Raw genomic sequence first — 12,407 nt, forward strand, 5'->3', positions numbered from 1 at the left:
TGCCGCCCACGCTCGGTGAGGCGGGCGGCACCGGAAACGTCAGGCCCCGGGCGGTACGTGCGCCGGGCGGCCGCCTCCGCGTGTGAGGCGATGACCCCAGATACCGGCCAGGGCTGCGAGCACCGCGCCGCCCGCGGTCCACAGCACCCGGGACGACCACCAGCCGGAAGCCCAGCCGCCGTCCGGCTCGACCCTGGGGCCGGAGGCCGGCACCAGCGGTGCGCCGAGCGTGCCGTCCACGGCGGCGGCGCCGCCGCCGTCGGTCACGGAGACCTCCAAGGCGGTGTCGACGGCTTCTCCGAGGTCCTCGGTGGGGGCGTCGACGACGGTCAGACGCACGTAGTAGGTGCCGGGCAGCGGGTCGTTCGCCGCGGGCTCGGACCAGGCGCGCACCGTGCGCAGTGCACAGGACAGCTCGACGGATGCGGCCTCGGCCGGTGCGGCCTTGGTGTCGCTGCCGTAACGGCATGCCTGGCGGCGCCGCAGCCCGTCGTACACCTCGAGCCGCCAGGTGTGGGAGCCGTGCCGGGCGGTGGACTCGGGCAGTTTCACGGTGGCCCGCACGGTCGCCTGCGCGCCCGTGTCGGCGGGGAAGGCCCAGTAGAGGTAGTCACCCGTGGACGCCTGTGCGGTGGCCCGTTGTCCGGGGCTGACGACGGTCGCGGTACGGAAGGACGTGCCGGCCTGGGTCGGCGCGGCGGACTCCTTGTTCTCCTCGCTCGCGCTCGGCGAGGGGGTCTGTGCCGTGGCGGTCCCGGGGAGCGCGAGAAGCGCGGAGGCGGCGAGCAGCGCGGCCGCGAAGGTGCGTACGGTACGCATCAGTTGGTCCTCCAGACGGCGATGCGCCAGCGCGAGATCCAGCCCCACAACACACCGGCGGCAAAGCCGGTGAGCACCATCAGGCCGAGCAGCCACCAGCCGCGGCCGAGGCCGAGGAAGGCGACGTCGTCGGCATCGTCGGGGCCGTCCACCACATCGAGGGCCAGCTCGACGGGCAGACCGGGAGAGGTCTTGACGGAGGCCGGTGCGGAGAAGGAGTTGCTCACCCGCAGACAGACCGTCTCCGCCGTCGGCCTGTCCGTGCCGGCGCCGTCGATCTCCGGCTTCGGGTGTCGCAGGCCGGTCGATATGACGTCGGTGCGTCCGTCCCCGGCGGCTTCGCCGCGCACGATCTCCCGGCCGTTCGGCGTCGATGCCCGCAGGAACACGCCGTAGTTAGGGTTGACGGCACGGTCGACGGCGATGCTCACCGATGCACGCAGCTCCTGCCCGGGCAGCAGATCCACGCGGTACCAGCGATGCCGGCCGAAGGTCTGACGGTCGTTGTAGAGGCCTGCCTTCAGTTGTGGGGCGTCCTCGCAGCTGTCGGCGCCTTTCGTGGCGACCGGCGTGACGACCGGCTCGGCCGCTCGGTCCACCAATTGACCGACCCGGTCGGACAGTTCCTCCCTGTGCTGAACGGAGGTGTAGGTGCCGCCCGTGGCCTCGGCGATGCACATCAGCTGAGCACGCATCTTGGCATTGGGGACCAGGCCGAGTGTGTCGATGGTGATGTTGATGCCCTTGGCCGCGATCTCGCGCGCGACCTCGCACGGGTCCAGCGGGGCGCAGGTGTCCTCGCCGTCCGTGATGAGCACGATCCGGCGGGTGGTCTCACCGCCCTCCAGGTCGTCGGCGGCGCCCAGCAGGGCGGGCCCGATCGGTGTCCAGCCGGTCGGAACCAGGGTCGACACCGCCGTCTTGGCCTCGGTCCGGTCGAGCTCGCCGACGGGGTAGAGAGCGCGGGTGTCCTTGCATCCCTCCTTGCGGTCGTCACCGGGGTAGTCGGCGCCGAGCGTGCGTATCCCGAGGCGGACCTCGTCGGGCACCGCGTCCAGCACCTCGTTGAACGCCTGCTTGGCCGCGGACATGCGGGACTGGCCGTCGATGTCCCGTGCCCGCATCGAACCGCTGACATCGAGAACCAGCTCGACCTTGGGCGGTTCCTTCGCCGCCGGCTCGTCGGCCGAATCGGCGGAGGCGGTGGCCGGGAGCAGGCCACCGGTCAACATGACCAGCAGCGCGCCGCAGAGCGCGGCCGCCAGTCGCTTTCGTGTGATCATCGGCGGATCATAGTGAGGGTGGGGGGCGCTGCCCAATTCCACGCGGACGTCAGCCGTCATCCCGGCCGGGGGCAGCCTGGTGCTGGAGGGTGTGGGGGTCTCCGCCCGTGTGCCGGGGGTGCCGACACCTTCGGAACGCGGTTCCAGGCGCCGGGGTTGGCCGGCAGCCCGGCGCCACGGCGCGGGCGAATCGGGGCCAAGGGCGGTCCCGTCAGCCCCGGCGGGCGCACGACGACGGCCACGGCACTCCATCGGCTACCGCTGGGGGACCCCCACGCCGCGTCGTCCCAAGTGCCCGAACACGCCCGGTACGAGAGCTCCCCTCCGCCTTGCGATGCCTGCCCTCGGCCATGGCGGTGCCCGGGGAGACCCCGCGCGTCCGACGCCGTGCGCTGATCCACACCAGGGATTGCGGGACAGCCCTCAGTGGCGCAGTTCAAGGGAAATGTGCGGGGACAGGGCGCGGAGGAAGTCGGGCGCGTCGAAGATCTCGCCGGCGGAGGCGACACCGACCGTCCTGGTCCGTCCCGTGAGGATGCGGTCAACCGCTTCCACCACGAGCGGCGCGGTGACGGCGTAGATGTCACGGCCCCTCGCCACGGCTCGCCGTTCAGTGCCGCCGGAGCGCACGACGACATCGACGAGGAAAGTCTGCGCGGACCGCCCGTGCTCGTCGACCGCGCTCGGCGCCGGTGTGTCAGGGGCCGACAGGTCCGTGGCCGCCTCGACGGTCATGTAGTTGCGCACCTCAGGGACGGCGAGGTGGCTGGGCACGGTGACCACGTCAGCCATCGAGAACTCCCCGATGACGGCCCGCGGGCCCATCGGGTCGGGGAACGGCCACTCCAGGGTCGGCGGGGCGTCCTGGCAGTACTCCAACTGCCCCTTCGTGTAGCGGATGCGTCGGCCACCCCGCCGCTCCCGGGAGACGGCGCCTGCGGCGCGAGTCCCGGCGGTGGGGTGCCAACTGCTCAGCCCGTACGCGACGTGTGCTTCGTCGGCTGTCGTCCAGTCGCCCATCGCGGCGGTGGCCAGCAGGTCGCCGAGGCCGCCGTAGAAGGCCATCGCGGGGACGATCACCATTCCTGCGGCCCGGGCGCGGTCCGTGAAGTGCGCGAACGTATCGACATTGGCCTCGATCTCGGCCGCCACGTCCACATACGGGATCCCGGCGCGCAGTGCCGCCTCGATCACGGGGGCGGCCGTCGTGGCGAACGGCCCGGCGCAGTTGATCACAGCCGCCGCACCGGCCAGTGCACGGTCGAGCGAAGCCGGATCGTCCACCGTCGCCGGGCGGACGTCAAGTCCGGGCTGTGAGGCCGCCAGTACCGTCAGCTCGTCGGCGTCCCGGCCGGAGAGGACCGGGACGAACCCGCGCTCCCGCAGCTGTGCCACCACGAACCGTCCGGTGTGCCCGTACGCGCCGAACACCGTCACCGTCTGCCTCGACCCCATGGGTTCCCCCGTGCTCAAATGATCTGCTGTGATCCGTCATGGACATCCTGACGAGGGCCGGGCGCCCCACGCGAGTGTCTGGAACGCCATGCCCCGTACAATTCCGGACATGGACACTGTCGCGCTGGCCGTCACCGACGGGATGCTGCACTTCGAACTGGCCCTGGCCTACGAGGTCTTCGGATCCGCCCCGGCCGCCGTGACGGGCCCCTGGTACGACGTCGCCGTCTGTGGGCCGGATGCCGTGCGGGTCGGCCGGTTCCGGATGGAGCCCGACCACGGCCTCGACCGGCTCCCGCGCGCCGACACCGTGATCGTCCCGGGCTGGGCCGACGTCGACCAGAACCCACCCGAAGACCTGGTCGACGCGGTGCGCGCGGCCCACGAGGCAGGCGCACGCGTGGCCTCCCTCTGCACCGGCGCGTTCGTACTGGCCGCCGCCGGCCTGCTGGACGGGAAGCGTGCGACCACGCACTGGGCGCACACCCGGGCCCTGGCCGACCGCTATCCCGAGGTGAAGGTGGACCCGGACGTCCTCTACGTGGACAACGGCAGTGTGCTCACCTCCGCCGGCAAGGCCGCTGCCATGGACCTGTGTCTGCACCTCGTCCGCCTCGACCACGGCTCGTCGATCGCCAACACCCTGGCCCGCCGCCTGGTCGTGCCGCCGCATCGGGACGGCGGCCAGGCCCAGTTCGTCACCACTCCGGTGCCGGCGCCGGACAACCACCCGCTCGCCGAACTGTTCCCCTGGGTGATCGAACGGCTGGACCATCCGCTGACCGTGGAGGACTTGGCCCGCCGGGCCCGGATGAGCTCACGCAACCTGGGCCGCCACTTCAGGTCGGTGACCGGCACCACCCCGCTGCAATGGCTGCTGACCCAGCGGATCCGCCACGCCCAGGAGTTGCTGGAGACCACCGACCGCAGCGTCGACACCATTGCGGCGGCCACCGGTATGGGCACCGCCACGACGTTGCGCCGCCACTTCAACCGCACGGTCGGCGTGTCTCCGGACACCTACCGCCGTACTTTCCGCTCACGGACCCGCCGCGGCCCGAATGACAGCGGCGAACTCCGCCAACGTCCCTGAGCCGGGTGAGCGACAGCCGGTGTGCGCACGGACGGGGGCATCGAGGCCCGTCGACTGTCCCCTTTGCTCTCCGGGCTGTGCCCGGTCTGTTGCGGTGGGGCCGCACCCGCGGATGAGTGCCGCGGCGAGCGAAACCGTATTGACGTGTATGCCGCAACCAGGTGCACCGGTCCTGCAGTTCACACAGTTGCTGAGCTCGACGCCGCGCGGTGCCCGGCTGGCTCGTCTGCTCGCGGTCGAGCAGCTCGTGGAATGGGGCTGGGCGCGGGACGGTGAGCGTACGGAAGTCGCCGCGCTCGTCGTCGCCGAACTGGCGGCGAACGCCGTCAGCCACGGTAGGTTGTCGGGCCGCGGCTTCCGTCTCAGCCTCGCCCTCGAGCCGGAGCGACTGAGAGTGGAGGTGACCGATCCACGTGGTGAACGATTCCCGTCCATGCCCATGGTGACCGACGGGGACGAGAGCGGTCGTGGGCTGGTGCTGATCGCCGCACTCGCCGCCGACTGGGGGGTACGTTCGCACCCGCCCCCTGGAAAGACCGTCTGGGCCGACATTCCCCTGCTCGATCGGACGAACGATGTCCACTGACCCCCACGGACCACAGTCGGCGAGAGGTTCCCGTTCCGGGCTCCCGTGCCGTCTCCAGCGGTCAGTGTGCTCCTCGCCCACCGAGCGCACGATTGCGTTCCGCATCCGGACCGCAATGGGGGATGCGAGACGGATTCCTGCCGGCCCAGCAGCATGCGCCGTCGTGGTTCACGCTCCGGTGCCCGGTCGTCGAGCCGGCCCCCGCTGCACGTACACGGTCACCCTGCGACCGCGGACCTGCTCGTCCGCTGTCACCGTGAAGTACTTCTTCAGTACGGAGGTCTTCACCTTGTCCCGCTCCGCCGAGACCGGCCTCGCCACCTTCGATGCGTCCGTGACCAGGAGGATCCGCTGCTGAGTCAGCATGGCAGCCCGTATGCGAGCGGGACCGGCCTCCACACCCTTCAGCGTCCCGGACTTCTTCGGGCTCTCGGCCAGAGCTATGTCCCGCAGACCGGTGAAGGCGTCGGGGGAGACCAACTCCGTGTCGCGCCGCGCCGCCGGTACGAAGAGCACTGCATCTCCGTTCTGCTTCAACCGCCGGACGTCTGCCGCCACTGCCAGGACGTCGTCCACCCGGCTCGCCGGAGACCGCTTGGCCAACGACTGCGGCAGCAGCGCCACCATGGCCACGGCGACCAACACGGGGAGGAGCCATATCGATGCCTTCGGGAACCTCGGCGTGGCCGCCCTCACCGCAGCACCCAGCCCGACACCGATCATCAGCGCAAGACCCAGCATGCTGAAGAGAACGTAGCGGTCCAGGAACAACGGCTGCACCAGCGAGAGGCCGATCAGCGCGATCTGCGGCACCGCGAGCAGTGGCAGCCCGACCGCCGCCGCCGACAGTCGGCCGGCTTGCGGCCGGTCGACCAGGGCCCCCAACCCGCCGATCGTGAGCAGGACCGCCGGACCGATCATCATGTGCCATGTCAGCGGTGGTATCCAGGACACCTGTGCGGACTGGCCTCGGCTGAACAGGATCAACGGCGCCGCACCTGCCATGGCGGCCGCTGAGGTCACCGCCCAGCGTGCCCATACCCCGCGCCGGGTCTTCGTCCAGATCAGGGTCGCCAAGTGCGCGGGCAGAATCAGAAGCGACAGCCAGTTGAGCAGCGCGCACATCAGGACCGTACTGCCGTAGGCCGCCCAGTACATCGCCCGGCCACGTTCGTCGATGATGGTCACCAGTAGCAGAGTCGCGATCCCGGCTCCGGCCGTGACGAGCGCGTAGGGACGGCCCTCCTGGAGATAGAACTGCACGGCGGGAAGCAGACCGAGGGCCAGTCCGCCTCCCAAGCCCGCCCAGGCCCCGGCCAGTCGGCGGCCGATGACCGTCACGCACGCCGCCGCGACGGTCATGGCCAGCACGGAGGGCAGTCGCAGGGTCGTGGTGCTGGGCCCGAAACATTCGAAGAGTCCGTGCATCAGCAGGTAGTAGAGCCCGTGCACCACGTCGACCTGACCCAACATGTGCTGAATCTCGGGAATCGACCTCTGGGCCACCTGCCAGGTCGCGGCCTCGTCACGCCACACGCTGTGCTGGCGGTGCAGCCCCCAGAGGCCGAGGACCAGGGTCCACAGCATCGGGATCGACCAAAGGGGCAGGCGGCGCCGGAGAACGGCTATGTGGGAAGTCATGGAGGTGTTCGGGCCCTCGGGGTGGCGGTGCGATCAAGCTCAGCGGTCTTGGGCATGAAGGAGGACTTCGGGATGGGTTGTTGGGCAACTCGGAGCGCCAAGAAAGGCGCGACACCGATCCCGTGTCCTGCCGGGAACAATAGTTATCACGTTCGATGAGAGGGCGGCCGACCAGCACCGTCACGCCGGCGCCCGGGCCCTGTTCCTCCCTGCACCGTCCGCTTTGATACAGGCCTCCGTGGCCTCGCGGCCCTCGGCCGGGGCCCGGAGCAGAACCACTGCAGCGGCGCCCGGGACTTGGCCGGTCTTCGACGACAGGCCGTCGCCCTCGGGGGGATGCCGGGGGCCTTCGGCCGTCTCATGGTCCGGTCGGAGGCACCGGCGGGGTCCTGAACCGGCGGGCTCGGGCGCCGCCACGAGAGTGCCGGACCGCCCTCCGGCCGGCCGAACGGCGGGCTCTCACGCCATCTGCCGCCGGACCAGCTCGTGCAGTCGCCCGCCCGTGTCCGCCAGCAGCTGCGCCGGTGGTCCCTCCTGCACTATGCGTCCGTCCGACATCACGATGACCCGGTCCGCGTCCATCACCGTCGACAACCGGTGGGCGATCACCACCCGCGTCGCCCGAAGCGCGCGCGTGCTCTCGGTCACGATCCGCTGGGTCGCGTTGTCCAGGGCGCTCGTGGCCTCGTCGAAGAAGAGGACGCGCGGGCGGCGCACCAGGGCCTGGGCGATCATCAGACGCTGGCGCTGACCGCCGGAGACGGCACCCGAGCCGGCGATCATGGTCTGCATACCCATGGGCATACGACGGATGTCCTCGGCGAGGCCCGCCATCGCGGCCGCCTCCCAGGCCTCGTCCTGGGTGAACGGCTCGGTGCCGCAGATGCATTCCAGGATCGAGCCGGTGAACGGCTGTGCGTTCTGCAGGACGACCCCGCACTGGCGGCGCACGGCCGCCTGGTCCAGGGCGGCGAGATCCTGGCCGTCGTAGAGCACGCTGCCCGAGGCCGGCTGGTCGAAGCCGATCAGCAGCCGCAGCAGGGTCGACTTGCCACAGCCGCTCGGGCCGACGATCGCGACGAACTCGCCCGGCCGCACCATGAGCGACACGTCGTCGAGCACGAGCGGGCCGTCATCGGTGTAGCGGAACGACAGTTTCCGGGCCTCGATCGCGCCGGTGAGCACACCGGGCTGGGTGCTGGCCCCGCGCACCTCGGGCGCCGCCTCCAGCACCGGCTTGATCTGTTCGAACATCGGGAGCACGGCGGCGGCCGAGACGAGTGCCCCCGTCAGCTGGGTCACCGACGCCAGCATCATCGTCACGGCGGTGTGGAAAGTGAGGAATTCGCCGGCCGTCAGGCTGTCCCGCGCCGGACCCGCCAGCAGGACGAACATGATCAGCGCGCACAACGGCAGATAGACCGCATCGAGGACGGTGATCAGATTGCGGATCCGGCCGGCCCTCCGGTGCAGTTCGCGGCTGCGCGCGAACTGCTTGGCCCAGGCCGCGTAGGCGAAGCTCTCCGCCGCGGCGACCCGTAGCTTCGGCAGCCCGCGAAGGGTCTGGTACGCCTGGTTGTTGAGTTTGTTGCCGAGCTCCACGAGCCGGCGCTGCCAGCGCAGTTGCCACAGGCCCAGGGTCAGGAACACACTTCCGATGACGAGCAGCATCCCGATCGCCGCCAGTGCGAGAGGGACGCTGTAGACGAGCAGCAGGACCATGTTCATCGCGCCCACCGTGCTCGCCTGGACGACCACGGGGCCGACCCCCGACAGCAGCCGGCGGATCGCACTCACGCCCATCGCCGCGCTTGCCAGTTCCCCGGTCGAGCGTTCGGCGAAGAACGTGGTCGGCAGCCTCAGCAGGCGGTCCCACACAGCCGGTTGGAGTGTGCTCTCGATCCGGCCCTCCATCCGGAGAATGGTGAGGTTCTGCAACAGCATGAAGGCCGCGGAGACGATGCCGGTGACCATGACGGCCACGGACACCTGCACGATGAGGTCGGTCGCGCCGTTCGGTACGTAGACACCGAGCACCTGGCCCGTGGCGATCGGCACCAGTGCCCCCAGCGCCACCGCCACCAGGCCGGCGACCGCCAGGTTGCGCAGGTCCGGACGGGTGCCGTGGAGACTGAAACGGACCAGTCGCCAGGCGCTCAGCGGGCGTTCGGGCAGCGGCCGGTAGAACATCACGGCACGCGACGCGAACTCCTCGGCGTTGTGCTCGTCGACGCGCATGCGGCTGCCCGTCGCCGGGTTCACCGCCCGGTATCCGCCGCGGCGCCACAGGAGGGCCACCGGTGCCCCCGACTTGGCACGATGGCCCACCAGCGGACCGCAGTTCTCCCGCCACCAGCTCCCCTCGAGCCGCACCGTGCGCGTGCGTATGCGCGACGAGAGCGCGATGCGTTCGACCGGGCCGGTCCGCTCGTCGGCAGGGCTCCCCGTGCCGCCGACGAGCTGCTCCGTCAGCGTGATCCCGGCTGCCGAGGCGACGAGCCGGCACACGGCGTACACCGCGTCGTCAGACGCGCCCGCTGCGCCTCTCGGCACGGAGGGATCCCCGCTCACCCGGGCGGCCCTGGGGGACCGGCCGATGGATGCCAGCAGCGCCTGGTCGGCGCCGACGCGGACCGCTTCGCCCGCCTTCATGCCCGCTGCCGCCCGGTCTTCGTGTGCGCGCTCCAGCCGCTCGATCCAGCGGTCGAGCCCTGACAGGAGCCGGTACTGCTGATTGACCATCTGCTGCCACAGCGTGCCGTCGACGAGCAGATCGGATGCGGCCTCCGCACTGAATGCGGCGCCGTACTGCACACTGCCGGGAAACACGGGCAGCCACAGAACGTCCTCGTCGGTCGCCGCCGCCTCGTCCGTGGTCCGGCCGTCGAGCGGCGCCTCGAACAGCACGCGCTGGCCCCGGCCGGCACCGAGCGCGAAGGCGTGCTCGAGCAGGCTCAGGGTGCCGTCCTGACTGTCGTACCGGCTGCGGTACTGCTGCTCGTACGACCAGGGGTCGGTGTACTCCTGCGGCCGGTACAGCTCCCGCAGCGGGATCCGGCGCAGTACGCACCCCTGTGAGGGCCTGCCGACCAGCGTGTGCCGAGGGCCGTCGACGGGGCCGAGCAGCAGTGTGCCCGTCTCGAGACGGCCCAGGAAATGCCAGTGGCCCTGCTGGGCGGCGTCGACCGCGAACAGATCCAGTGCCCCGCCCACCACGAGCCACAGCACCTGGGGCCCCTCCAACGGCAGGCTGCGCAGTCCGGTGCAGTCGATGTGCCCTCCGAGGCCGCCGAGAGCGGCCAGGACCATGTCCTCCGGATGGGCCGAGGCGGCCTGGTGGCCGGGCTGAACCGGGATCACCTCAGTGCTCCTTGACCAGTTCGGCGTACGCGCCCCCGCGCGCGACGAGTTCTTCGTGCCGCCCGCGCTCCACGACGGAGCCATGGTCCAGCACCACGATCTCGTCGCTGTCGCGGACCGTGCTCAACCGGTGGGCGATGACCACGCAGGCGCAGCCGCGCCGCCGCAGATTGTCGATGATGAGCTGCTCGGTCTCCGCGTCCAGGGCACTCGTCACTTCGTCGAGCACCAGCACGCTGGGCCGGCGCACCAGAGCGCGGGCGATTTCCAGACGCTGCCGCTGCCCGCCGGAGAAGTTGCGCCCGTCCTGCTCCACCCGGCCGTGGACACCGCCGGGACGGCGCGCGACCACGTCGTACAGCGCCGCGTCCTTCAGCGCGTCGGTCACCGCCTCGTCCGTGACCGACGGATCCCAGAGTGCCACGTTGTCCCTCACGGTCCCCTCGAAGAGGAAGACGTCCTGGTCGACGAAGGAGACCGAGGCCGCGAGCGCGCCGCGCGGAATCTCGTCGAGACGCTGCCCGTCGATCCGGACGGCCCCTTCCCATGGGCTGTAGAGCCCGGCGATGAGGCGCGAGACGGTGGACTTCCCGCTGCCAGAGCCGCCGACTAGGGCGACCTGCCGGCCCGGCCCGACCGACAGGGAGAAGTCGGTGAGCAGCGGTTTGTCGAGTGGGCTGTAGCCGAAGGTGATGCCGTCCAGCGTCACATGGCCCATCAACCTGCGGGTGCTCGCGGGTGGTTCGCGGCGGGTGTAGAGGGTGTCGGCGGGGAAGTTCTCGACGTCCTTGAGCCGGGCCACATCGGCCGCGAAGTCCTGGATCCGGCCGGCCATCCCGTTGAGCCGGGTGATCGGCGCGGTGAATCGGGTCACCAGTGCCTGGAAGGCGACGAGCAGACCGATCGACATATGACCCTCCACCGCCCGCAGCCCGCCGATCCACAGGATGAGCGCGCTGTTGAACGTCGCGAGCGTGGGAGCCACGACGGCGAGCGCGGCGCTCGGGACACCGAGCCGCTGCTGCTCCTCGAGGGTCGTTGCGTGCTGCCCCGCCCAGCGGCGGAAGTAGCCGTTCTCACCGCCGGTCGCCTTCATGGTCTCGATCAGCTGGATGCCGTTGTAGGACGTGTTCGTGAGCCGGGCGTTGTCCGCGCGGAGCTTCTGGGTACGGGTCGCCCGCAGCCTCACCACCACCCGCATGGCGACCACGTTGAGCAGCGCGATCAGCACGCCGACGACGGTGAGCTGGGGGTCGTACGTCCACAGCAGCACCGCGTAGAGGATCACGACGATCCCGTCGACGCCGAAAGCGGTGAGATCCCGCGCCAGGGTCTCGGCGACCGCATCGTTGGACTGCAGCCGCTGGACGAGGTCGGCGGGGCTGCGCTGGGCGAAGAACGTCACCGGCAGCCGCAGCAGATGCCGGAAGAAGCGGGCGCTGCTCAGGGTCGACGAGATGACCCGCCCGCGCAGCAGATTCGCCTGCTGGAGGCCGGTGAGCACGGCCGTCAGCACCACCATCGCGGCCATCGAGGCGAAGAGCGCACCGAGCAGCGAGGTCTGGCGGCCCACCAGGAACATGTCGATGTAGGTACGGCTCAGCGCGGGCAGGGCCGCGCCGACCGCGACCAGCAGCAGGCTGGCGAACAGCGCGGCGAGCATGGTGCCGGTGGTGCCGCGCAGCCGGGCCGGGACGGAGCGCAGCACACCTGGCCGCCTGCCGCCCCTGCGGAACCCCTCACCGGGTTCGAGGACCAGGACCACGCCGGTGAAGCTGGTGTCGAAGTCCTCCGTCGACACGAAACGGCGGCCCTTGTCGGGGTCGTTGATGTGCACCCCGCGACGGCCGAGACGGCGCCCCATGCCGTCGTAGACGACGTAGTGGTTGAACTCCCAGAAGAGGATGGCGGGCGCTTTGACCCCGGCGAGCGCGGCCGGTTCCATCTGCATGCCCTTGGCCTGCAGACCGTAGCTCCGGGCCGCCTTGAGGATGTTGCTGGCCCGTGAGCCGTCCCGGGAGACGCCGCAGGCGATGCGCAGTTCCTCGAGCGGTACATGCCTGCCGTAGTGCCCGAGCACCATCGCGAGCGTCGCCGCGCCGCACTCCACGGCCTCCATCTGGAGGACGGTGGGCGTGCGGACGGATTTCTGCACCACCGGTCGCACACG

General features: G+C 70.7%; 8 protein-coding genes. 2 read left to right on the top strand and 6 right to left on the bottom strand.

Annotated features, from left to right (window positions below):
• Positions 1-39: 39 nt before the first annotated feature.
• The 3 genes from AC068D_RS02790 to AC068D_RS02800 all read right to left on the bottom strand — a co-directional run bounded on the left by AC068D_RS02790 (position 40) and on the right by AC068D_RS02800 (position 3,557).
• Positions 40-819, bottom strand: a complete 780-nt coding sequence (locus AC068D_RS02790) for a hypothetical protein (protein ID WP_478821103.1) — start codon at positions 817-819, stop codon at positions 40-42.
• Positions 819-2,102: a VWA domain-containing protein gene (locus AC068D_RS02795; RefSeq protein WP_478821104.1), complete on the bottom strand. Its 1,284-nt coding sequence runs from the start codon at positions 2,100-2,102 to the stop codon at positions 819-821. The genes AC068D_RS02790 and AC068D_RS02795 overlap by 1 nt, the downstream gene beginning before the upstream one ends.
• Before the next feature lie 423 nt (positions 2,103-2,525).
• Positions 2,526-3,557 (bottom strand): saccharopine dehydrogenase family protein, encoded by a 1,032-nt coding sequence (locus AC068D_RS02800; RefSeq protein ID WP_478821105.1) that lies wholly within the window; start codon positions 3,555-3,557, stop codon positions 2,526-2,528.
• Between the two features lie 109 nt (positions 3,558-3,666).
• Between AC068D_RS02800 and AC068D_RS02805 the strand changes: the two genes are divergently transcribed.
• Positions 3,667-4,650, top strand: coding sequence for a helix-turn-helix domain-containing protein (locus tag AC068D_RS02805; RefSeq protein WP_478821106.1), 984 nt, complete (start codon positions 3,667-3,669; stop codon positions 4,648-4,650).
• 148 nt (positions 4,651-4,798) lie between these two features.
• On the top strand, positions 4,799-5,236 hold the full coding sequence (locus AC068D_RS02810) for an ATP-binding protein (RefSeq protein WP_478821107.1): 438 nt from the start codon (positions 4,799-4,801) through the stop codon (positions 5,234-5,236).
• A gap of 168 nt (positions 5,237-5,404) precedes the next feature.
• Here AC068D_RS02810 and AC068D_RS02815 read toward each other — a convergent pair whose 3' ends face one another.
• From AC068D_RS02815 to AC068D_RS02825, 3 genes are all read right to left on the bottom strand, one after another.
• Entirely contained in the window at positions 5,405-6,877 is a 1,473-nt protein-coding gene (locus AC068D_RS02815) for a glycosyltransferase family 39 protein (protein ID WP_478821108.1), read from the bottom strand.
• Between the two features lie 459 nt (positions 6,878-7,336).
• Positions 7,337-10,186 (bottom strand): NHLP bacteriocin export ABC transporter permease/ATPase subunit, encoded by a 2,850-nt coding sequence (locus AC068D_RS02820; protein ID WP_478821392.1) that lies wholly within the window; start codon positions 10,184-10,186, stop codon positions 7,337-7,339.
• 52 nt (positions 10,187-10,238) lie between these two features.
• The gene (locus AC068D_RS02825; protein WP_478821393.1) at positions 10,239-12,356 is read right to left on the bottom strand and encodes an NHLP family bacteriocin export ABC transporter peptidase/permease/ATPase subunit; all 2,118 of its coding nucleotides are present in this window, start codon (positions 12,354-12,356) and stop codon (positions 10,239-10,241) included.
• Between the last annotated feature and the right edge of the window lie 51 nt (positions 12,357-12,407).

The organism is Streptomyces sp. NPDC043861, from assembly GCF_056435905.1.